Origin of the sequence: Yersinia alsatica (assembly GCF_025133195.1) — a bacterium.
GTDB lineage: Bacteria > Pseudomonadota > Gammaproteobacteria > Enterobacterales > Enterobacteriaceae > Yersinia > Yersinia alsatica.
Genome location: NZ_CP104006.1, coordinates 4,300,426 through 4,322,631, shown reverse-complemented (window position 1 = coordinate 4,322,631; position 22,206 = coordinate 4,300,426). Strand labels below are relative to the sequence as shown.

Sequence of the window (22,206 nt, the reverse complement as noted above, 5' to 3'; positions counted from 1 at the left end):
CATTTTTCAGTTTCAAGTCCGAATAAAAAAAATCCGCAAACCTAAGTCTGCGGATTTTGCAATCTGGGTGCTGTTATTGCTGTGTTTTAGGCGACGACATGCAGCCCGAGAACAGCGAAGATGTTGGCCAGTATCCCAACAATAATTGCGGCGATGGGGCCAGCCGCCAACTTCATGACGGGGCGGCCACATATTTCGTTAAGGATATATAAGCTGACGACCACGAAAATACCGGTACCGGGCCAGATCTGATTTGCGGCATTGACCCCGCCAACCAAGAGTGCAATTTCAAGAATCTGTGTCATGGCCGTACGAATATTGTCACCCGACATTTTCAGTGATGGGAAGCGGTTCATTGCCTTACCAATTCGACTTAAACTGGTAATCTCCACCCCCATAGCGCCAGCGCCGAGGATGCCGGCCACGACTGGATTCGGAGCGAGATAACCTAATCCGAGGAACCAGTCACACCAGCCGTTAGTACCATACACGCCGCTTATCATTGCGGTGGTAATAATCAGCGGCATAAAGGCGAGAGCTTGTACGATGGCGACGATGGCTGCTGAAGTAATTTGTCCTTTACCAAGCAGTGCCGCGGCAATGGGTTCGCCAGCGATCCAATGGTAGTGGGCAGTAATGGTGATCAAGGCCGCCATCGGCAATAGATAAATAGCATTCTTCCGAATACGCTTTATGTTGTCGTCAAACAGGCTGTGTTCCACTTCCTCGCCATGGCGTTTATCGCGCGAGGCAAAAAACAGCAGGCAAATCATGCCAAACAGCATCGCAATCCCTTCAGGACTGAGCGCCACTTCATTACCGGCAATAGTGACCGGGTTTATGCGCTCAATGACTACGCGGGCCAGGAAGGCAATAATAATCGTGATTAGCCCGGCTTTCTTACCAAACTGATAACCGACGGCAATAGCAGGGAAGGCGACAAAGGCATAAATGATAGGGTCACCCACTGACGCCAGAGCATCCAGGAAATTGACCGGCAGATAAGAGAAACCTTTAATCAGCCCATCCAGCGCGATGGTCACTAACGCACCATAAAGAGTACCAATGAATACTGCGAGCTTAGTATTGTTCAGTGATACCCCAATAATATCGGCGGTCAGTAACACGATATGAATAACAATAATCCCAGTTGCCAGCGTAATCGGCATGGCAAAACCGGTGATAAAGCCAATACTGATAGCAAACGAGATACCGGCCAGTTCTTTTCGGCTCATATTGCCATTCATAAACTCTGGCATGATAGGCCGCAATCCATCGTGATAAACCGCGATAGATTTATTGGCCAGAAAGGTGGCGTATCCCCCCATTAGCGAGAAAAGAATAATCTTAACTAAATTAAACGATTCCATATCACGACCCCATCGGAGCTAACCAGCTCCAGGCTAATTTGTTTATTATTGTTGTTGGTGGCAACGCCAAGTTTTTTAGTTATATACAATAAAGTCACTTGGCGTTATTTATTTGCATTGTTATTTGTCAGCTAATAAAACGGCACACAGGGCTTTAACTGAGCTTTCAACACGATCATTGGTAAAGCCAAATGCCTTTTTCCCCTGTTCTATCAATTGGCTGACAGCTGCCTCAGAGGGCTGGGTTAGGGCATTAGCAATAGTGGCGCACTTGTCGCGACCTATCAGGGCATAGGCCATGGCCAGTGCACCACCAGCGCCACTTTGGCAAGCACCGACGTAATAATCAAAACTGCCATTTTTTACTTTCATGGCGGCATCCATGTCGGTAAATATTTCAGAAGAGACTTTCCCTGCACCATATTTAATTAAACAATCTTGTATTTCGTTTTTATTAAGCTGCCCGCCAATAGCGATTTTAAGCATTTCTGTTTCCCCACTTTTGAATATGTTTTAAATAGCCTGGATATATTCCCTTATTTGCTGGCATTCGTTAGTTGCTGCCAGAAAGAGTGGCCATTTTGTGGTGCAGGAGCGGCAAAAAACTCACAAACTGTCGCGCCGACATCAGACATTGTTTTGCGGATACCTAATCGAATGGCCCGCGGTAGTGAACTATCCGTGCTGGCATGATAGACCAGCAGCGGGACTTGCTCCCGAGTGTGTTTACTGTGGCCGATGGTTGGGTCGTTACCGTGGTCAGCCATCACCACCAGGCAATCACCTACAGCCATAGCGGCGGTAATATTACCTAACATTGTGTCGACCAATTGCAGGCGCTCGGCGTAACGTTCAACATCTTGCCCATGGCCCGCCAGATCCGTCTCCTGAATATTGGTACAGATGAAGGCACTCCCTGCGCGTTGAACCTCGCTCAATGTGATATCCAAAATAACTTGGGAATCAACCAATTGTTGGTAGCTTCGCCCGGCAGAGTTGGCAACAATATCTGCCACTTTACCGATCAGAACCGTTGGAATATTCACTTTTTCTAGCTGCTGGGGCACCTGAACATCAGTATCAACACCATAACCGAGATGAATAACCTGAAAACCACGATCATAAACACCGGATTTTGGGCTATTAATGCCAATATAGTGTTGTTGCTTAACTTCAGCTGCACTGATGATTGCCTGGCTGTCCATCAGTAGCCCTCCATAGGCGATGACACGGTTCACTTCGACACAACCGCGCACTATCCTACCTATTTTTTCTACCTGAGAAAAATCAATGGCGCTTAAATTAGCACAAATATTAAATACTTGACCTAAATCTGCCTCAAGATTATCACCAATTGCTACACAGTCATTGACCCATAAAAATTGTAAATCGCTGTTATCATCAGTCGCACTGCGCTCTTCAACTTGATATCCCTGTTGGCGTAATGCATTAGCCACCCGTGATTTTACCGTAGCGAAGGGCATGCTTAAGGGCGCGCGGGGCAGGGTACCCATAATTTCCTGATGACCCATAAAGGTGTCTCCACCTTCATGTTGCAATAGTGCCACACCAAAACTGGCATGCGGATTATCTTGCATCACACTGTCATTGAAATCAGGTGAACCAATATGCAGTGCATTGAGTAGCCCCAGCTTTTCCAGGTTAGGTAACCGCAGCTCTGGATAGGTTTGCAAAATATGGGCGCAGGTGTTGGCCTCTTTATCTTGTGGGCGAACTTCGCAAACATCAGGCATGGCACCCACGCCAAAACTGTCGATGACCAGTACGATAAACTTACTCATAACCTCTCCTGTCCTGTGGACGTTGGAATGGTATTACCCTGACTATCATAAATTCCTAGCAGTGTTGGTTGGCCGGTATGAATCCCTGCAACCAGGGCTACATCACTGCGGGTGGCAAAAATTTGGGTGCGAAAGCACATGATAACTGGGCTGCCGACGGCAAAGGGTTCGACAAGGCTGAGCGTGTAGTCGATGCTGTCATTGGCCGGTTTCAGTACCTTGCTTGCGCGCCATTGTTGCTCATAGACCAGTGCATTGCTTAAATGGCCGCGGCGATAATATCCGCCACCATAACAATAACTTTTGCCTTGATGACAATGGGAAATCTCGGTCAGATACAGCATCGCGACATGCTCGGGTTGGTTGCCCTGTTGATTGGATGGCATAGTTCCGGTCAATGAATGTCCCGGTTCAGCATGCGTTACCCCAAAGCGCGCTAACTGCGGCAGGCTTTCTACCCCAGTTGCTGAAGGCCATTGACCTGCTCCACAGATATCCCTTGTTGCTCAAAGATACTTTTTGCCTCAATAAGTGTATTGAGGTTGGGGCTGGGCAATGTTTTTCCTTTTTCACTATCAAAAAGCATGCAGGGAAAATGGGTGACTCCCACCAAACGAACCCCCGGTAAGGCTTTTATTTCGTTAATAATGCCGGGCAGTTCATCTAGCGAAAATCCGGCCTCTTGTCCCGGATAAATAAGGTCACCGTGGTGCCAAACTTTGAGCAACAGCGCTTGCTCTCTGTTCTGACGCAGAGCTGCGGCTGCAATTTCACGCGCTTTAGCAGTACTGTATACTGTAATCACCTCTGGGTGGTGGGCAACCACTTCATCCACCATAGCACTGGGGATTTGCACCAAATGACCGACATGAGCCACGGGTAAATTATGCTGATAGAGTTGGCGTGCCTCTTTGAAATCTACTGCGACAATCCCTTGATAGCCACATTCCAGCAGTAGTTTGCAGAGCTGCGGGTTTCGGCCAAATTGTTTACTCATGAGATAAAGTGTGATGCCGTAACGTGCTGCTGTAGCTAACAATAAACGTGCATTTTGTTTGACCTGATCAACATCAATGACATAGCTGTCAGGTTTAATGGCCCCTTGTTGCCAAAGTAAAAGTGCCGCATCCATGAGTGCTGGATTTTGTTTTTGTAGTGCTTTCAATAGCATATTAAATTCCCAAATATTGATATTTTATTATTCATTTTTTTGAATATTTAGCTTATGTAAATATAATTAGCTCTCTGCCTACTGGGCCAAGTGTAAGCCATATAAGTTTGCTAATAGATATCCTACTTCGTAATCGGGTACCTCGAAGGCAAACAGTGAGAGTAAATCGTTATTAATTTCCCTGATATTGGCAAAAATTTCTGCGGCTTCGATCTCTGTTAATATCTCGTTATCGATAGCCGGAATAACCTGTCCTTGACTTGCCCGCATCAACGCATTGGCCATATGAGTGATTAACATTTCACCCTGAGGATGGCGAATAGATAATTGCCAGTGTTGCTCCAGCCGCTTGAGAACATTAAGCATGCCGAAATAAACATCTGAATCAATAACCTGTGCGTCATAAAGGATTTTTAATCTTACTTCCATTTATCTTTCCTTGATGCGGTTTGTCTTTATCTTCATTTTTATGAATATTTACATCATAGTAATTTATTACCTTGCTGCAAATACTCAACTCGCTATTTGGTATATTGATCACAATATAATCATCACTGCGGGATGGGCTGCTCTGGCGCGGGGATAGTGCCCTGTTTTCTGCTGTGTCAACGTGGCAAAAACGCGTGCAAGTGGCAGAAAAAGATAAAAGAAAAGGCCGCAATATAGCGGCCTTCTAAGTATGACATCATCAGTTGTCAGTAAGGTTTACGGCACCTTATGATCAACGGTGTGTGCGTGTTCTACATCTTCGCTTTTCCGACTGAAACGGCGGCGAACCACCACGAAGAATACCGGAACAAAGAAGATAGCCAGCACGGTTGCAGTTATCATACCGCCCATTACACCGGTACCAACCGCATTCTGTGCACCAGAACCGGCACCGCTACTGATAACCAGCGGCAGAACCCCAAGGATAAAGGCCAGTGAGGTCATCAAGATTGGACGCAGACGCATACGCACCGCTTCCAAGGTTGATTCCACCAACCCTTTGCCTTCTTTGTCCATTAAGTCCTTGGCGAATTCAACAATCAAGATGGCGTTCTTGGCCGATAGCCCGATAGTGGTCAATAAGCCTACCTGGAAGTAAACGTCATTTTCCAAGCCGCGTAGCGAAGCCGCCATCAGTGCACCGACCACACCCAGTGGTACCACCAACATAACTGAGAATGGAATCGACCAGCTTTCATACAATGCAGCCAGACACAAGAAGACCACAATCAGCGAGATGGCGTACAGTGCTGGAGCCTGGTTACCGGATAAACGTTCTTGATAGGACATACCCGTCCAGTCATAACCAATACCACTTGGTAACTTAGCTGCCAATTCCTGCATCAGATCCATTGCTTCACCGGTACTTTTACCCGGTGCAGCCTGACCCAGAATCTCCATGGATGGTAAGCCGTTGTAGCGTTCCAATCGTGGAGAGCCATATTCCCATTTGGCACTGGAGAAGGTTGCAAACGACACCATTTGACCGGCGTTGTTACGGACATACCATTTATCAATGTCACCCGGCAACATGCGGAATGGTGCATCAGCCTGCACATAAACTTTCTTCACACGACCACGGTCGATAAAGTCGTTTACGTAGCTGCCGCCCATCGCGGAACCGAGGGTGGTATTGATATCAGAAATTGACACACCAAGGGCTTGTGCTTTTTCCTGATCAACTTCCACTTTGAACTGAGGTGTGTCTTCCAGCCCGTTAGGGCGCATACCGACCAGCATATCTGGATGTTGCGCAGCCATACCAAGCAGTTGGTTACGTGCTTCAGTTAACTTCTGATGCCCCAAGTTACCTTGGTCAATTAACTGGAAGTCGAAACCGGTGGCTGTACCCAATTCCACAATCGCTGGCAAGTTAAAGGCGAACACCAAACCGTCTTTAATTTGTGAGAATGCAGCAGAGGCACGGCCTACAATGGCTGGGACTTTGTTTTGCTCACCTGGGCGCTCGTCCCAGTTTTTCAGACTAACGAATGCCAGACCGGTGTTCTGACCTTGACCACTGAAACCGAAGCCGTTAACGGTAAACACCGAGTTAACCACATCTTTTTCTTTGTCGAGATAATAGTCAGTAACCTGATTTAGCACCTTCTGAGTACGTTCTTGGGTTGCCCCCGCCGGCATTTGTACCATGGTCAGGAACACGCCCTGATCTTCTTCTGGCAAGAATGAAGAAGGGAGCCGTATGAACAGCAAGCCCATCACAATAACCAGTGCCAGATAGATCACCAGATAACGACCGGTGCTGCGCAAGATGTTGGCAACACTGTCGGTATAATGGTGGGTACTCTTGTCGAACATGCGGTTAAACCAACCAAAGAAGCCGGTTTTCGGGCCATGTTCGCCTTTGGCGATAGGTTTCAGCATTGTTGCGCACAGTGCTGGTGTCAGAATTAATGCCACCAGAACCGAGAGCACCATGGCTGAAACGATAGTGATAGAGAACTGACGATAAATCGCCCCGGTTGCGCCGCCGAAGAAGGCCATCGGGATAAATACCGCAGAAAGCACCAACGCGATCCCCACCAATGCACCTTGGATCTGCTCCATGGATTTCTTGGTGGCTTCTTTCGGTGGTAGCCCTTCCTCTTGCATCACACGTTCGACGTTCTCTACGACCACGATGGCGTCATCCACCAATAGCCCTATCGCCAACACCATCCCGAACATCGTTAGGGTGTTTATCGAATAGCCAAAGGCAGAGAGAATGGCAAAAGTCCCCATCAATACGACCGGCACCGCAATCGTTGGAATCAACGTTGCACGGAAGTTTTGCAAGAACAGGTACATAACCAAGAACACCAGAATAATGGCTTCTACCAGTGTTTTAACCACTTCGTTAATAGAGATCTTAACGAACGGTGTGGTGTCGTACGGATAAACCACTTTCAACCCGGCAGGGAAGAACGGCTGTAATTTCGCCAGTTCAGCTTTTACTGCCGCGGAGGTGTTCAGGGCGTTAGCCCCTGTTGCCAGCTTGATACCGATACCTGCCGCTGGCTTACCGTTATAACGGGCAATGATGTTGTAGCTTTCAGCACCCAGTTTGACGATAGCAACGTCTTTCAGGCGAACCTGCGAACCATCAGTATTCACTTTCAGCAAAATTTGGCTGAATTCTTCCGCATTTGTTAAACGGGTTTGCGCAATAATTGATGAGTTCAGTTCCTGACCTGGCACCGGTGGTGTCCCACCTAACTGACCCGCTGCAACCTGATTGTTCTGTACTTTAATGGCGCTGATAACATCAACTGGCGTCAAACCGAAGTTATTCAGTTTGTGCGGGTCCATCCAAATACGCATCGCATATTGGGAACCAAACAGCTGAACATCACCCACCCCAGTAGTACGGCTAATCGGATCTTTAATGTTAGAACCAACATAGTCAGCAATGTCTTCTTGCTGCATGTTACCGTCTTCAGAAATAAAGCCGGCAACCATCAGGAAGCTACTACTGGACTTTTCAACGCTGACACCTTGCTGCTGTACTTCTTGCGGCAGCAATGGCATCGCTAATTGCAGTTTGTTCTGGACCTGAACCTGAGCGATATCCGGGTCAGTGCCTGAGTTAAAGGTCAACGTCAACTGCACATTACCGGAGGAGTCACTGCTGGAAGACATATACAGCAGGTTATCGATACCGTTCATGTTCTGTTCGATAACCTGTGTAACTGTATTCTGCACAGTGGTCGCATCAGCGCCAGGGTAGTTGGCGGAGATTGTAATTGCCGGTGGCGCAATGGTCGGATATTGCGCAACAGGTAATTTCATTATCGCAAGAGCGCCCGCCAACATGATTATGATAGCGATAACCCAAGCAAAAATAGGGCGATCTATAAAGAACTTAGCCATGAATTACCGGCTCCTTTTAAGACTTCTTCGCTGTATCAGCTGGGGCTGCTTTTGGTGTCTCGTCAGTAACTTCCTGCACTTTTACCTGCACACCCGGTCTGATTTTCTGCAAGCCGGAAACAATAAGACGATCGCCTGCTTTCAACCCTTCGGTAACCAACCACTTGTTACCAATAGCTTGATTAGCAACCAACGTGCGCATTTCAACTTTGTCGTCGGCACCAACAACCATCGCTGTTGCTTCCCCACGTGGGTTACGGGTCACACCTTGTTGAGGCACTAACAGTGCATCAGGTCTGACACCTTCATCCAGACGGGCACGGACAAACATCCCTGGCAGTAATGCCTCATTCGGGTTAGGGAAGATTGCACGGATGGTGATTGAACCTGTGGTTTCATCCACAGTGACACCAGAAAACTCTAACGTACCGGTTTCAGGGTATTCAGTACCGTTTTCCAACAACAAGCGAACTTTGGCTTTGCCGTTTTCTTGTTTGAGCGTGCCATCAGCCAGCTCTTTTTTCAGGCGCAGGAATTCATCGCTTGATTGAGTGACATCAACATACATAGGATCAAGCTGCTGAACTGTTGTCAGCGCAGTTGCCTGGCCACTGGTCACTAAAGCCCCTTCAGTCACTGAAGATTTACCCGTGCGACCACTGATTGGCGAGGTGACCTGAGTATAAGCCAGGTTAATACGCGCTGTTTCTACCGCAGCTTTTGCCGCAAGAACTGCAGCATTGGCTTGCATAGAGTCAGACACTGCCTGGTCATATTCTTGCTTACTGATGTAGTTGGTACCCAGTAGTGGTTTATAACGGTTCACAGTCAGGCGTGCGATGTCAGCAGCAGCTTGCGCCTTAGCTAAATCACCTTTCGCACTGTCATAAGCAGCCTGATACGTGGCTGGGTCAATTTGATAAAGAGATGTTCCGGCGGTGACATCACTGCCTTCAACATAGTTACGTTTAAGAATAATCCCGCTAACTTGCGGGCGAACTTCTGCAACACGGAATGCGGACGTGCGGCCTGGCAACTCGGTTGTGATATTCAGCGGTGCTGCTTTCAATGTCACAATACCGACTTCAGGTGCCTGTTGAGCATGGGCTTGCGCCGCATCTTTGTCATTACATCCTATAAGTACTAAGCTGCCTGAAAGTACCAGAATTGCAGCCAGAGGCATTACCCCTCTGTTTTTGCTCATAGATAAACCTCAAGTGTCCGATTTTTAATTTAATCCAATGGATCACAAGCTTTAAAACCCATTGCTGCGTAAATTATATGTGCGTGCTATGGTACATACATTCGTGAATGTATGTAAATCGCACCCCCTCGAAAAAACAACGCTATGGCACGAAAAACCAAACAGCAAGCCGAAGAGACCCGGCAACAAATTCTAGATGCCGCAGTGCGGGAATTTTCTGCGCACGGTGTTTCTGGCACTTCGCTTACTGATATTGCCGCCGCCGCAGGTGTTACCCGTGGCGCGATTTACTGGCACTTCAAGAATAAGGTAGACCTATTTAACGAGGTTTGGGCGTTATCAGAGTCTAAAATTGATCAGCTCGAGCTAGAGTATCAGGTAAAATATCCTGATAATCCACTACGTATTCTGCGCGAAATACTCATCTATGTACTTGTTTCTACGCGTGAGGATTGCCGACGCCGCGCATTAATGGAGATTGTATTCCATAAATGTGAATTTGTCGGTGAGATGACCTCCGTCCATGACGCGCGTAAAGTTCTTGATTTAGCTAGTTATGAGCGAATTGAATCGGTTTTGCAAGGCTGTATTGAAGCAAATCAATTGCCCGTCAATCTTGATACTCGCCGTGCTGCGATAATCATGAGAGCTTATATTACAGGTTTGATGGAAAACTGGCTTTTTATGCCGGAAAGTTTTGATATAAAACAAGAGGCACCGGTATTAATTGATGCCTTCCTGGATATGTTAGCCCACAGCCTTTCATTGCAAAATGAGACTAATAGCAAGGTATCGGATTAACTGGAGAGGTTTATATGAGTTCTGAAGTCAATTCGCTGGTGGTGATTGCCAATGGCGCGGCTTATGGCCATGAGTCACTATTTAATGCCCTACGTTTATCCATCACCTTGAAAGAACAGCAAACAAATCTCGATTTACGTCTATTCTTAATGTCTGATGCGGTTATTGCTGGCCTTAATGGGCAGCAGCCACGAGAAGGTTATAATTTGCAGCAGATGCTGGAAATATTAACTGCACAGAATGTTCCGGTAAAACTTTGTAAAACCTGCGCGGATGCACGTGGTATTAGTGAGTTAACGCTGGTTGATGGTGTAGAAATCGGTACTCTGGTAGAACTTGCACAATGGACGCTGGCTGCTGAGAAAGTCCTGACATTCTGAGTGACTTGGCGCTTCTGATTTTTATTATCTAATCAACTTATATTTCTGGCAGTTACATAACATTGCGCAGCAAGTGCGTAACTGCCCGCATTATTACTGCTATTCACGCTCTGAAAGACTTTTCTTATTATGAGCCAAGATTGAACGTGATAGGATCTCATCCTCTGTGTTGAAATGAAGTTCAAATATGAGCAGCAAATTTCACAATCAATATTCTTTACCACTCTCTGCACCAATAATTACGCTAACGAGCGCGTTTTTATTACGCCTACAGACAATGCTTACCCTGCTTATAATTGCATTGCTATTTTCCCCGTCACTCTTTGCTGCGGGAATCAATATAGATGTACCGACCCGTAATGAAGTACTGAGCCAACTGGATGCATTATCAAAGCAAAAGATATTGTCCCCAGCGGAAAAACTATCGCAGCAAGATCTGACCAAGACGCTTGAGTATCTTGATACTATCGAGCGAACCAAGCAGGAAACCAACCAGCTTAGGCAACAATTGGCTCAAGCCCCGGCGAAGTTACGTCAGGCGACCGAAGGGCTGGATGCACTCAAGAATAACTCCGCCGACACAATGACCCGTGAGTCACTGGCGAACTACTCATTACGCCAGTTGGAGACACGTCTAAACGAAACGCTGGATGATTTGCAGTCGGCTCAGGAAGACCTCTCCGCCTATAATAGCCAACTCATTTCCCTGCAAACACAGCCTGAACGCGTCCAGAGTGCGATGTACAATGCATCGACACGTTTAATGCAAATTCGCAATCAACTTAATGGCTTAGCGCCGAGCCAAGAAGCTTTACGGCCAACCCAGCAGCAAGAGTTATTGACAGAACAGGTCATGTTAAACGCGCAGTTAGATTTACAGCGTAAAAATCTGGATGCTAATACTACTTTGCAAGATTTGCTGCAAAAACAACGAGATTACACTACCGCACACATCGATCAGTTGGAGCGCTATGTCCAGCTACTGCAAGAAGTGGTGAGTGGTAAACGGTTAATTCTGTCAGAGAAAACAGCCAAAGAAGCGCAAGCACCCGCTGACGCGACAGATATCCAAAATGACCCTTTAGTCAGTCGTGAATTAGCGATTAACAAAGAGTTGAGCCAGCGATTAATTAATGCCACTAAAGAAGGCAATACACTGGTTCAACAGAATATTCGGGTTAAAAACTGGCTGGATCGCGCCCTACAATCTGAGCGAAATTTAAAAGAACAAATTACCGTATTACGCGGCAGCTTATTGCTTTCTCGCATTTTGTATCAGCAGCAGCTGAATTTACCGACCTCTGGTTTGATTACCAATATGGGGCCGCGCATTGCCGATTTACGGCTTGAGCAATTTGAAATTAATCAGCAGCGCGACCAACTCTTCCAAGGGGATGACTATATTCAAACCCTGATGAGTGACAGTAAAGAGAAAATTAGCCCTGATGTGGAAGACGCGCTGGGGCAAATTGTTGATATCCGGCGCGAATTACTGGATCAATTAAATAAACAGCTGGGTAACCAACTGACACTGGCTATTAATCTGCAAATTAACCAGCAGCAGCTATTGAGCGTCAATCAATCACTACAACATACGCTAACGCAGCAGATTTTCTGGGTTAGTAGCAACAAGCCGATGGATTGGTCTTGGCTGAAAGCACTACCGGGGGCGCTCAAGGCAGAAATAAGTAATTTCCATTTTACTCTGTCATGGGGGGATATCTTCGCCGGCTTGCTTAAATCCCTGGTGTTCTTGGTTCCGATGCTAATTGCGGTGGGGGTGATCCGATCGCGCTATACCATCATCAATAAGCATCTGGGTAGCCTGGCTGATGATGTTGGGCAATTAAAACGCGACAGCCAGATGCACACCCCGGTTGCCATCATGTTCACTTTGCTGAAAGTGCTACCAGGCACCCTGATCATCTTAGGCGTCGGTTACTGGTGTTTGCGCTCAGATTTCAATCTTAGTGATGTGCTTTGGAGCTTCTTCCAACGTTTAGCCTTGTTCTGGCTCGTGTTTGATCTGACATATCGAATGTTATCGCCAGGTGGCATCACTGAGCGCCACTTTATGATAGCGGCCGACCGATGCGCGCATTATCGCCGTCAGATGGTGCGCTTGGGGGCGGCATTATTGCCGGTTATCTTCTGGTCTGTGCTCGGAGAGAAAAGCCCACTTCGGTTAGTCGATGATGTTATCGGACAGGTGGTGATTGTTATAGCTCTGGCACTGCTGGCCTTGTTCGTTTATCCCTTCTGCCGTGATAGCTGGCGCGAGAAAGACTCTCATGCAGTCAGGTTAGTCATTGTTACCGCTGTGGCTGTAACCCCCATTATATTAATTGGGTTGATGATTGCTGGGTATTTCTATACCACGCTACAGCTGGCTGGCCGCTGGATTGATAGCCTGTATTTATTATTCTTATGGAATATCGTTTACCTAACAGCTATTCGTGGTTTAGGTGTTGCAGCGCGGCGTTTGGCATACCGGCGCGCAATTGCGCGGCGACAAAGTCTGGTTAAAGAGGGAGCCGAAGGCAGTGAACCAATAGAAGAACCGCCGCTGGCGTTGGATCAAATTAACCAGCAATCATTACGCCTGACCACGATGGCGCTGTTCCTGATATTTGCCAGTGCCTTCTACGGGATTTGGGCAGATCTCATCACCGTTATTTCCTATCTGGACAGCATCTCGTTGTGGCATTACAGCGCGACGGTGGCGGGGGCGAGCGTCACACAGGCTGTCACATTGGGCAATATGCTAGTCGCTCTAATGGCGCTGGTGGTTGCTTATATTCTGACACGTAACTTGCCAGGTTTACTTGAAGTCGTTGTATTGTCGCGCCTGCAACTGCGGCAGGGGACTTCTTACGCGATCACCACGATCCTGACTTATCTGATTACCGCGATTGGGGGGATAACGGCGCTGGGTTCACTGGGTGTTTCGTGGGATAAGCTACAGTGGCTGGTGGCAGCACTGTCTGTGGGGCTAGGGTTTGGTTTGCAGGAAATCTTTGCCAACTTTGTATCGGGCTTGATTATTCTCTTCGAACGCCCTGTTCGTATTGGCGATACCATTACCATTGGCACTTTCTCAGGGAATGTCAGCAAGATACGGATCCGCGCGACCACTATTACCGACTTTGACCGCAAAGAAGTAATTATTCCGAATAAGGCTTTTGTTACTGAGCGCCTGATCAACTGGTCACTATCCGATACCGTCACTCGAATTATCATTAAAGTCGGTGTGGCCTATGGTTCTGATTTAGCAAAAGTAAAAGAGATTTTGCTAAAAGCAGCACATGAAAATCCACGAGTAATGACTGACCCGGAACCTCATGTATTCTTCCTAAACTTTGGTGCCAGCACTCTTGATCATGAATTGCGTGTGTATGTGCGTGAATTAGGTGACCGAAGTTATACGGTAGATGAATTGAACCGAGCGATTGATAAACTATGTCATGAGAATGACATCAATATTGCCTTCAACCAGTTAGAAGTGTATTTACACCAAGCTAATGGCACCGAAGTGCAGGAAGTCAACCGCCCGTTTGATACCCATGGTTTGCCGTCAGGCCAATCTGACGCTGGGGATAAGAAACCTAAGTTACCGGATATCAACAAACCACTCGCCTGAGATCATTTAGCGGGGGGTATTGGTGAATACCATTACTGGCAACAAGGCGATACCAGTGTGTATCGCCTTGGCTAAGCATCAAAGCATCAGTGAAACTTGGTTAATCAGTAGTCTGATGACGGAGCTTACGCTGATAATCAAGTTGCACGATCGCTAACGCTGCCAGTGCTGTTTCTGGCGCTATCTCATTGCATTCCAGCAAGTAGATAAGATCTACTGCCAGTTGCAGTTCTGGTGAAGCTTTTTCAACTGACATAACGTGGCCAACATTTGATTTTCAGTTAATAGGAAAAGCCCGGTAGCAAGACCCTTGTTCTGGGTTCTCACCTGACTTGATTTCAATATTTATGCCCAACGGATCTCAATGTGCAGGAGAACTGCAAACTAAAGTAGCCAACACAGCTGCTAATGGGCATTAACATTATAGAAAACTATACGCTGTCGGAACCACAATGATTCAAAAAATGTGACAAATATTCAAAAACCGTTCTCTTTCTTTTCAATACTGCGCTCTATTTTTATCAGCGCTTGCCGGCAGCGCATTAGACGGCCTTCTAATGCGGCAAGCTCTTTCTGTATTTTTTGCTGTTCGATTAATAAACTTTGCTTACCAAGCTGGCTTTCTCGGTCCTGAATCATGGCCAGAATACGGCGTTCATAATCTTGGTGTTCAGCCAGTTTATGGTAAGGATCCTGTTTATTATCTCGCGGTTCAGGGTTAGATTTCCTTAACTTCTGTGTTGCCAGCTCTCGTTGTAATGCGGATATCTGTGCAACCAATCTCTCAGCCAGAAAAGCAACCTGCTGTGTCCGATTCTCAGCCACAACCTGTTTCAATTGCGCCATATTCTTGTGCACTTCCATTAGATAATCGCGAAAGCGGTTACCATGATTGCTAAACAATTTCAGATCAAAGCGGGCTTGCTGAGAAGGTGTATTAGCTTGCGGCCCTACCTGCGCAGACAATGCTTCAATTTGGCTTTCAAGCACCTGTAATAACTTTTCTGTACTCATGGCGCTTCTCCTTAGCGTTTTTCGCCAGCTTGCCTTTGAAAGAGCGGAGTTACAAGTAAGAGGCGAGTAAATATATGTATTGTGCTAATAATGCCAAGAATATCTATTGATGATGGTTAGCGCATGCGTTATTGATAGGGCTGCGTTGATGAATATTAGATCCCGGTAATCTTTCAAGCTGTAAGTGTATTGGCGGCTATCGTTCACCCCGCGAATTAGCGCAAACGTGATACAAATCAGTTGTCACTGAGTTACAACTTGGATTTTATTGGGTACGAAAGGGAGTGTATGTCTCGTTGGTTGTTAATTGCCTTGGGTTGGTTGGCAGTAGTTTTGGCGACCTTAGGTGTCGTGCTGCCTCTGTTACCGACTACGCCATTTTTATTATTGGCCGCGTGGTGTTTTGCTCGATCCTCTCCGCGTTTTCATCATTGGCTACTTTACCGTTCTTGGTTTGGTAGCTATATACGCACGTGGCAGCAACATCGAGCTTTGCCTCCAGGGGCAAAATGGAAAGCAATATTTGTTACCGTGCTGACTTTCGCCCTTTCGCTGTGGCTGGTGAAAATTTGGTGGGTCAGGAGCATATTGCTCGTTATATTAGCGATATTGCTGACTTTCATGTTACGGATGCCAGTTATTGACCTATCGCAACAAAAAAAGCCCTGAGCAGTTCACATCAGTTGCTTTTTGGTATCAGTTTGCATAGATTTGAGCGTTTTCGTGCGCGGGGTATTCCCTCGTTGCGTCCTTAGGGTTAAGGATGCAGTAATTTGCTCCATTTATGGCGACATGGTAGACCGAAATATTGCCAGATAGGACAAGTTACTCAGTTGATGCCAATTTAGCACCGACTGGCCGCGCTTTAGTATGTACAGCAGTTTTATCAGGCACAAATTATGACCGCTACTGCACCTAATACAGCACAACAGCTTGAATATATTAAAAACAGTATCAAAACCATCCCCGATTATCCAAAAGCGGGAATACTGTTCCGTGATGTGACCAGCTTGCTGGAAGATCCGTTAGCCTATGCTGCCAGCATTGAACTACTGGTTGAGCGCTATCTGGATGCAGGCGTGACCAAAGTCGTGGGTACTGAAGCACGCGGCTTTCTGTTCGGTGCGCCAGTGGCTTTGTCTCTGGGCGTAGGTTTTGTTCCCGTCCGTAAACCGGGCAAACTGCCACGTGAAACCATCAGCGAAAGCTATGAGTTGGAATACGGTACCGACAAACTCGAGATCCACACGGACAGTATTCAACCAGGCGATAAAGTCTTGGTTATTGATGACTTACTGGCTACCGGTGGGACGATTGAAGCAACTGTTAAGCTGATTCGTCGTCTGGGTGGTGAAGTGACTGACGCTGCATTTATTATTGATTTGCCTGAACTGGGTGGCGAAACACGCCTGACTCAGCAAGGGATTACTTGCTACAGCCTGGTCTCTTTCAGCGGTCACTAATAGCTGATTTTATTTAAAATTGGTTGTTTGCAGATAGTAGCCTCGCCGTCAGTCGTGAGGCTATATCTAAGTGCCCCAGCCCTTTCCTCAAGCCTGATAAAATTTAGGTCAGGGAAGTGCACCCAGTAGTAAAAATATTCCTACCAACAAATTCTGACTCCTCCTCGTGTTACTCCCAAGCTTGCGCCATTGTCTGCCAGGGCCGGGTTACATCGGCAAAGTAAATTTATGGGAATGAGGATGGGCGTACTGATACACTACGGTGAGCATCGTCATTATGCGACTTGCATATGTCCGAAAAACGGCCAAATTAGATATACTAGGTTAAATTATCCATCATAAATCAACGATGAAGCATTAATGAGCTATCAGGTACTTGCCCGTAAGTGGCGCCCAAAAACGTTTTTAGACGTCGTTGGTCAGGAACATGTTCTGACGGCGTTGGCTAATGGCCTTTCGTTAGGGCGAATTCATCACGCCTATTTATTCTCTGGTACCCGTGGTGTTGGCAAGACCACCATTGCTCGGTTGTTAGCCAAAGGTCTTAATTGCGAAACCGGCATTACCGCGACGCCTTGTGGTGTCTGCGCTAATTGTCAGGAGATTGAGCAAGGCCGCTTTGTTGATCTTATCGAAATAGACGCCGCCTCCCGGACGAAGGTCGAAGATACCCGAGAGCTGCTGGATAATGTTCAATATGCCCCAGCCCGTGGCCGCTTCAAGGTCTATCTGATCGATGAAGTCCATATGCTGTCGCGGCACAGCTTCAACGCCTTGCTGAAAACTCTTGAAGAGCCGCCAGCTCACGTGAAATTCCTGCTGGCGACCACAGATCCGCAGAAGTTGCCGGTGACAATTCTTTCCCGATGCTTGCAGTTCCATCTTAAAGTTATCGATGTTGAAGTCATTCGCGCGCTGCTTGAAAAAATATTGCAGGCGGAACAGATTAGCAGTGACGCCCGTGCCTTACAGTTACTAGCCAGAGCCGCAGATGGCAGCATGCGCGATGCGCTAAGTCTGACGGATCAGGCCATCGCGATGGGGGATGGCAGTGTGACGACCGCCACCGTCAGCCAGATGTTGGGAACACTGGATGATGAGCAGCCGTTAGCGATTATTGAAGCTTTAGTGAGTGCCGACGGCGCGCGGGTGATGGCTCAGCTTGAACAAGCAGCATCACGTGGTATTGACTGGGAAAATCTGTTAGTCGAAACCCTAAGTTTGCTGCACAGTATTGCGATGGTGCAATTGTTGCCGTCAATGTTGGATAATCACTACGCCACCATTGAACCGCGACTACGCGAGCTAGCCCGGACACTACCTCCGACAGATATTCAGCTCTATTACCAAACCTTATTGGTGGGGCGTAAAGAGCTCGCTTTCGCACCTGACCGCCGCATGGGGGTTGAAATGACCTTCTTACGTGCTCTGGCGTTTCATCCTAAAGCGATAATTGCTGAGTCTCAGATGGTGCCAGTGAGTGCGCCGATGGCGGTGGCCAATAACGCCACAGCTCAACAACACCAGCAATCCCCAGTTTATGCTCAGCATGCACCTGCACAAGAAGCCCCGCCATTAGGTGCGGCTGCGCAGGAGAACGCCCAGTTACCGGATTCGACTGCGCAACTGCTTCAGGCGCGAACGCAGTTACTCCGACAGTCGGGAGCGACCACACCAAAAAAGAATGAACCGGCAGCGCCAGGAAAAGCGCGGCCGGCAAACTCAGCACTGGAGCGCTTAGCTTCGGTGACTGAGCGTAGCCAGCAGCGTCTGGCAGCTAAATCAACGGAAGAAAAGAAACCGGCGAAGAAAGAAGCTTATCGCTGGACGGCTCAGAATCAACCAGAGGTGTCGGCAGAGCCGGTAGCCACACCGAAAGCATTGCGTTCTGCGTTGGAGCATGAAAAAACCCCGGAGCTGTCAGCAAAATTGGCTGAAGCCGCGATGGAAAGAGACCCGTGGGCCGCAGAGATAGATAAGTTACAGATTCCGAAATTGGTGCAACAACTTGCGCTGAATGCATTTAAAGAAGAAATAGAACCGGGTAATATTCGCCTTCACCTGCGTTCTGCTCAGCGCCATTTAAATTCGCCATCGGCGCAAAAGGCGCTGGCTGATGCACTGAGTGAATTACACGGTAACGCGGTTACACTTAGCGTTATTGAAGATGATAATCTGGCGGAGCGTACCCCGCTGGAGTGGCGGCAGGCCATTTATGAAGAAAAACTGGCACAAGCGCGCCAGTCAATTATTGCGGATAATAATATTCAGACACTGCGTCGTTTCTTCGACGCGGAGCTGGATGAAGAAAGTATCCGGCCGGTTTAATCGCTGCGATAAGTGCATGGTGCACCGACGCAGCCCCTTGCTATGAGAGATGACTATGTTTGGTAAAGGCGGTATTGGCAATTTAATGAAACAAGCCCAGCAGATGCAGGAAAAAATGCAGCAGATGCAGGAAGAAGTCGCCAAATTGGAAGTTACCGGTGAATCTGGCGCGGGCTTGGTAAAAGTGACAATTAATGGGGCGCATAACTGCCGCCGGGTTGAAATCGACCCAAGCCTGTTGGTTGAAGAAGACAAAGAGATGCTGGAAGATTTGATTGCTGCGGCATTGAACGATGCAGCCCGTCGTATTGATGAAACGCAGAAAGAGAAAATGGCTTCTGTATCCAGTGGGATGCAATTGCCACCAGGCTTTAAGATGCCGTTCTGATGCAAACCAGCCCACTCCTTGAATCATTAATGGAGGCGTTGCGCTGTTTGCCGGGTGTTGGCCCGAAATCGGCGCAACGTATGGCATTCCAGCTGCTGCAGCGTGATCGCAGTGGTGGAATGCGCCTGGCGCAATCGTTGACTCGCGCAATGTCTGAAATTGGCCACTGTGCTGATTGCCGAACATTTACCGAGCAAGACTGCTGCACTATTTGCTCCAATCCACGTCGCCAGCAAAATGGCCAAATCTGTGTGGTCGAAAGCCCGGCAGATATCCATGCCATTGAGCAAACCGGTCAGTTTGGTGGGCGTTATTTTGTGTTGATGGGGCATTTATCACCTCTGGATGGTATTGGTCCTGGTGATATAGGTTTGGATTTGCTTGAAAAACGGCTTGAAACTGAAACTATCAGTGAAGTCATTCTAGCGACTAACCCGACGGTTGAAGGGGATGCAACCGCTAACTATATTGGCCAGATGTGCGGTCAGTATGGGGTGCTCGCCAGTCGGATCGCGCATGGCGTGCCTGTTGGCGGCGAGTTGGAAATGGTCGATGGCACCACATTATCCCACTCATTAGCTGGGCGTAATCCCATTAAGTACTAATTTCGTTAAGTACAAGCTGTACTCAGTACCATCCTATTTAATCTGGTGGGCGATAGTTTTTATCATTGATTATCATATGAATATTTCTATTCCTGATATTCAGTGAATCGCCCCTGATTCTTGATTTTTTTCTGCATTACGACTTGAAACCACCCTCTATTGGCCCCACTTGATACTCATTGTTCGATTTTATCTACCTGTCGGTAATTTGGATTGAGGTAATTAATGAGTATGAAAGGTCAAGAAACCCGTGGATTCCAATCTGAAGTAAAACAACTTCTTCATTTGATGATTCACTCGCTTTATTCCAATAAAGAAATTTTCTTGCGAGAGTTGATCTCCAACGCTTCTGATGCGGCAGATAAACTACGTTTCCGTGCACTGTCTCACCCTGAGCTGTTCGAAGGGGATGGCGAGCTGCGCGTGCGCTTATCTTTTGATAAAGAAAAACGCACTTTGACCCTAAGTGATAACGGCATCGGTATGAGCCGTGATGAAGTCATTGATAATCTCGGTACTATCGCCAAATCAGGGACCAAAGCATTCCTTGAATCTATTGGTTCAGACCAAGCCAAAGATAGCCAGTTAATCGGCCAGTTTGGTGTGGGCTTCTATTCTGCTTTTATCGTGGCGGATAAAGTCACTGTTCGTACTCGTGCTGCGGGTGCCCCAGCCGATGCCGGTGTGTTCTGGGAATCAGCAGGCGAGGGTGATTACACCATCGCGGATATCACCAAAGAAGATCGCGGCACAGAAATCACCTTGCACCTGCGCGAAGGTGAAGATGAATATCTGGATGACTGGCGTTTGCGCTCTGTTATCAGCAAGTATTCAGACCATATTGCACTGCCGGTCGAAATCCAAAGCAAAAATGAAGAAGATGGCACTGTAACTTGGGAAAAAATTAACAAGGCCCAGGCGCTGTGGACTCGCGGTAAAGCAGAAATAACCGACGACGAATACAAGGCATTCTACAAACATATCGCGCATGACTTCACTGACCCACTGATTTGGAGCCATAACCGCGTTGAAGGTAAGCAAGAATACACCAGCTTGCTGTATATCCCGGCACAAGCACCTTGGGATATGTGGAATCGTGACCATAAGCATGGTTTAAAATTGTACGTCCAGCGTGTCTTTATCATGGATGACGCTGAGCAGTTCATGCCGAATTACCTGCGGTTTGTCCGTGGTTTAATTGACTCGAATGATCTGCCGCTGAACGTATCGCGTGAGATTCTGCAAGACAGCCGTGTTACCCAGAACCTGCGCAGTGCGCTGACCAAGCGTGTGCTGCAAATGCTAGAGAAACTAGCAAAAGACGATGCCGAGAAGTATCAGCAGTTCTGGCAGCAGTTTGGTATGGCGCTAAAAGAAGGCCCTGCGGAAGATGGCAGCAACAAAGACATCATCGCTAAGTTATTGCGCTTTGCTTCAACCCATACTGACAGCTCCGCGCAGACTGTCTCATTAGAAGATTATGTCAGTCGCATGGCGGAAGGGCAGGAGAAGATTTACTACATCACTGCTGATAGCTACGCCGCAGCGAAGAACAGTCCACATCTGGAACTGTTCCGTAAAAAAGGCATTGAAGTCTTGCTGTTATCTGATCGTATTGACGAATGGATGATGAGCTACCTGACTGAATTCGATGGCAAAGCTTTCCAGTCAGTCAGTAAAGCAGATGATTCACTGAACAAGCTGGCAGATGAAGAGCGTCCAGAGCAGCAAGAAGCGGATAAAGCGCTGGAGCCTTTTGTTGAGCGGGTGAAAACTCTGCTGGGTGAGCGCGTAAAAGATGTCCGTCTGACACATCGTCTGACTGATACTCCGGCGATTGTGACCACCGATGCCGACGAAATGAGCACGCAGATGGCAAAATTGTTTGCTGCTGCGGGTCAACAGGCGCCGGAAGTGAAGTACATCTTTGAGTTGAATCCAGAACATAGTTTGGTCAAACGTGCGGCAGATGTCGCTGATGACGCTCAGTTTGCCGAATGGGTCGAGCTATTACTGGATCAAGCGCTGCTGGCTGAGCGCGGGACATTAGAAGATCCTAACCAGTTCATTCGTAGAATGAATCAGTTATTAACAGCTTAATTAAGTAATGAAGCGCCCTGGATAGATATTATATCTGGGGCGTTTTTTTTGTTTAATTTCATCGTGTTATTTTTTTATTTTA

The 22,206-nt window shown here is 47.4% G+C and carries 18 protein-coding genes, 1 pseudogene and 1 other annotated feature; of the genes and pseudogenes, 9 read left to right on the top strand and 10 right to left on the bottom strand.

All coding sequences use genetic code 11. The features are described 5' to 3' along the window. Positions 1-86 precede the first annotated feature (86 nt). The 7 genes and pseudogenes from N0H69_RS19555 to acrA form a co-directional block, all read right to left on the bottom strand. Positions 87-1,370 carry a YhfT family protein gene (locus tag N0H69_RS19555; protein ID WP_050108913.1) on the bottom strand — a complete coding sequence of 428 codons (1,284 nt, stop codon included), beginning with the start codon at positions 1,368-1,370 and terminating at the stop codon, positions 87-89. A gap of 120 nt (positions 1,371-1,490) precedes the next feature. Next, positions 1,491-1,856 (bottom strand): DUF2620 domain-containing protein, encoded by a 366-nt coding sequence (locus N0H69_RS19550; RefSeq protein ID WP_050133560.1) that lies wholly within the window; start codon positions 1,854-1,856, stop codon positions 1,491-1,493. Between the two features lie 50 nt (positions 1,857-1,906). After that, positions 1,907-3,172 (bottom strand): phosphopentomutase, encoded by a 1,266-nt coding sequence (locus tag N0H69_RS19545; RefSeq protein WP_050151540.1) that lies wholly within the window; start codon positions 3,170-3,172, stop codon positions 1,907-1,909. Further along, a pseudogene (locus N0H69_RS19540) lies at positions 3,169-4,343 on the bottom strand (YhfX family PLP-dependent enzyme). Before N0H69_RS19540 ends, N0H69_RS19545 begins: the two are co-directional and overlap by 4 nt. A 78-nt stretch (positions 4,344-4,421) precedes the next feature. After that, the gene (locus N0H69_RS19535) at positions 4,422-4,772 is read right to left on the bottom strand and encodes a PRD domain-containing protein (protein WP_050108906.1); all 351 of its coding nucleotides are present in this window, start codon (positions 4,770-4,772) and stop codon (positions 4,422-4,424) included. Positions 4,773-5,048: 276 nt separating this feature from the next. After that, positions 5,049-8,201 (bottom strand): efflux RND transporter permease AcrB, encoded by a 3,153-nt coding sequence (acrB, locus tag N0H69_RS19530; protein ID WP_050108904.1) that lies wholly within the window; start codon positions 8,199-8,201, stop codon positions 5,049-5,051. A gap of 16 nt (positions 8,202-8,217) precedes the next feature. Then, positions 8,218-9,405: an efflux RND transporter adaptor subunit AcrA gene (gene acrA, locus N0H69_RS19525; protein ID WP_050108902.1), complete on the bottom strand. Its 1,188-nt coding sequence runs from the start codon at positions 9,403-9,405 to the stop codon at positions 8,218-8,220. Between the two features lie 144 nt (positions 9,406-9,549). Here acrA and acrR point away from each other — a divergent pair, with 144 nt between their 5' ends. The 3 genes from acrR to mscK all read left to right on the top strand — a co-directional run bounded on the left by acrR (position 9,550) and on the right by mscK (position 14,226). Further along, complete coding sequence (gene acrR / locus N0H69_RS19520; protein WP_050108900.1) at positions 9,550-10,206, top strand: multidrug efflux transporter transcriptional repressor AcrR; 657 nt, start codon at positions 9,550-9,552, stop codon at positions 10,204-10,206. A 14-nt stretch (positions 10,207-10,220) separates the two neighbouring features. Further along, positions 10,221-10,586: a DsrE/DsrF/TusD sulfur relay family protein gene (locus tag N0H69_RS19515; protein WP_050108898.1), complete on the top strand. Its 366-nt coding sequence runs from the start codon at positions 10,221-10,223 to the stop codon at positions 10,584-10,586. 187 nt (positions 10,587-10,773) lie between these two features. Continuing rightward, on the top strand, positions 10,774-14,226 hold the full coding sequence (mscK, locus tag N0H69_RS19510) for a mechanosensitive channel MscK (RefSeq protein WP_050151538.1): 3,453 nt from the start codon (positions 10,774-10,776) through the stop codon (positions 14,224-14,226). A 100-nt stretch (positions 14,227-14,326) separates the two neighbouring features. On the opposite strand, the gene rsmS is transcribed toward mscK, so the two are convergent. Both rsmS and priC read right to left on the bottom strand, forming a co-directional pair. Beyond that, positions 14,327-14,482, bottom strand: a complete 156-nt coding sequence (gene rsmS / locus N0H69_RS19505; RefSeq protein WP_050122667.1) for a pleiotropic regulatory protein RsmS — start codon at positions 14,480-14,482, stop codon at positions 14,327-14,329. A 221-nt stretch (positions 14,483-14,703) separates the two neighbouring features. Then, positions 14,704-15,240 (bottom strand): primosomal replication protein PriC, encoded by a 537-nt coding sequence (gene priC / locus N0H69_RS19500; protein ID WP_050151536.1) that lies wholly within the window; start codon positions 15,238-15,240, stop codon positions 14,704-14,706. Positions 15,241-15,528: 288 nt separating this feature from the next. Here priC and N0H69_RS19495 point away from each other — a divergent pair, with 288 nt between their 5' ends. Then, positions 15,529-15,909 carry a DUF454 family protein gene (locus N0H69_RS19495; protein WP_050108891.1) on the top strand — a complete coding sequence of 127 codons (381 nt, stop codon included), beginning with the start codon at positions 15,529-15,531 and terminating at the stop codon, positions 15,907-15,909. 88 nt (positions 15,910-15,997) lie between these two features. Here N0H69_RS19495 and N0H69_RS22300 read toward each other — a convergent pair whose 3' ends face one another. Further along, complete coding sequence (locus N0H69_RS22300) at positions 15,998-16,057, bottom strand: hypothetical protein (RefSeq protein ID WP_080987071.1); 60 nt, start codon at positions 16,055-16,057, stop codon at positions 15,998-16,000. A gap of 82 nt (positions 16,058-16,139) precedes the next feature. Here N0H69_RS22300 and apt point away from each other — a divergent pair, with 82 nt between their 5' ends. The 5 genes from apt to htpG all read left to right on the top strand — a co-directional run bounded on the left by apt (position 16,140) and on the right by htpG (position 22,124). Beyond that, positions 16,140-16,703 carry an adenine phosphoribosyltransferase gene (apt, locus tag N0H69_RS19490; protein WP_050108889.1) on the top strand — a complete coding sequence of 188 codons (564 nt, stop codon included), beginning with the start codon at positions 16,140-16,142 and terminating at the stop codon, positions 16,701-16,703. A gap of 360 nt (positions 16,704-17,063) precedes the next feature. Next, positions 17,064-19,031 carry a DNA polymerase III subunit gamma/tau gene (dnaX, locus tag N0H69_RS19485; RefSeq protein WP_050151534.1) on the top strand — a complete coding sequence of 656 codons (1,968 nt, stop codon included), beginning with the start codon at positions 17,064-17,066 and terminating at the stop codon, positions 19,029-19,031. Then, positions 18,361-18,425, top strand: a sequence feature (DnaX frameshifting element). Its footprint overlaps the gene before it by 65 nt. A gap of 55 nt (positions 19,032-19,086) precedes the next feature. Beyond that, a complete protein-coding gene (locus N0H69_RS19480) occupies positions 19,087-19,419 on the top strand; it encodes a YbaB/EbfC family nucleoid-associated protein (protein ID WP_019081276.1) in 333 nt (110 codons plus the stop codon). Further along, positions 19,419-20,024 (top strand): recombination mediator RecR, encoded by a 606-nt coding sequence (gene recR, locus N0H69_RS19475; protein ID WP_050151533.1) that lies wholly within the window; start codon positions 19,419-19,421, stop codon positions 20,022-20,024. Before N0H69_RS19480 ends, recR begins: the two co-directional genes overlap by 1 nt. 231 nt (positions 20,025-20,255) lie before the next feature. Next, positions 20,256-22,124, top strand: a complete 1,869-nt coding sequence (htpG, locus tag N0H69_RS19470) for a molecular chaperone HtpG (RefSeq protein WP_050151578.1) — start codon at positions 20,256-20,258, stop codon at positions 22,122-22,124. The last annotated feature ends 82 nt before the right edge of the window (positions 22,125-22,206 follow it).

Bases quoted from the DNA above. Each gene is read 5' to 3' on its own strand.
- acrA (WP_050108902.1), bottom strand. From the start codon at position 9,405: ATGAGCAAAAACAGAGGGGTAATGCCTCTGGCTGCAATTCTGGTACTT.
- mscK (WP_050151538.1), top strand. From the start codon at position 10,774: ATGAGCAGCAAATTTCACAATCAATATTCTTTACCACTCTCTGCACCA.
- acrR (WP_050108900.1), top strand. From the start codon at position 9,550: ATGGCACGAAAAACCAAACAGCAAGCCGAAGAGACCCGGCAACAAATT.
- N0H69_RS19550 (WP_050133560.1), bottom strand. From the start codon at position 1,856: ATGCTTAAAATCGCTATTGGCGGGCAGCTTAATAAAAACGAAATACAA.
- N0H69_RS19515 (WP_050108898.1), top strand. From the start codon at position 10,221: ATGAGTTCTGAAGTCAATTCGCTGGTGGTGATTGCCAATGGCGCGGCT.
- htpG (WP_050151578.1), top strand. From the start codon at position 20,256: ATGAAAGGTCAAGAAACCCGTGGATTCCAATCTGAAGTAAAACAACTT.
- dnaX (WP_050151534.1), top strand. From the start codon at position 17,064: ATGAGCTATCAGGTACTTGCCCGTAAGTGGCGCCCAAAAACGTTTTTA.
- apt (WP_050108889.1), top strand. From the start codon at position 16,140: ATGACCGCTACTGCACCTAATACAGCACAACAGCTTGAATATATTAAA.
- priC (WP_050151536.1), bottom strand. From the start codon at position 15,240: ATGAGTACAGAAAAGTTATTACAGGTGCTTGAAAGCCAAATTGAAGCA.
- rsmS (WP_050122667.1), bottom strand. From the start codon at position 14,482: ATGTCAGTTGAAAAAGCTTCACCAGAACTGCAACTGGCAGTAGATCTT.
- acrB (WP_050108904.1), bottom strand. From the start codon at position 8,201: ATGGCTAAGTTCTTTATAGATCGCCCTATTTTTGCTTGGGTTATCGCT.
- N0H69_RS19555 (WP_050108913.1), bottom strand. From the start codon at position 1,370: ATGGAATCGTTTAATTTAGTTAAGATTATTCTTTTCTCGCTAATGGGG.
- N0H69_RS19480 (WP_019081276.1), top strand. From the start codon at position 19,087: ATGTTTGGTAAAGGCGGTATTGGCAATTTAATGAAACAAGCCCAGCAG.
- recR (WP_050151533.1), top strand. From the start codon at position 19,419: ATGCAAACCAGCCCACTCCTTGAATCATTAATGGAGGCGTTGCGCTGT.
- N0H69_RS19545 (WP_050151540.1), bottom strand. From the start codon at position 3,172: ATGAGTAAGTTTATCGTACTGGTCATCGACAGTTTTGGCGTGGGTGCC.
- N0H69_RS19535 (WP_050108906.1), bottom strand. From the start codon at position 4,772: ATGGAAGTAAGATTAAAAATCCTTTATGACGCACAGGTTATTGATTCA.
- N0H69_RS19495 (WP_050108891.1), top strand. From the start codon at position 15,529: ATGTCTCGTTGGTTGTTAATTGCCTTGGGTTGGTTGGCAGTAGTTTTG.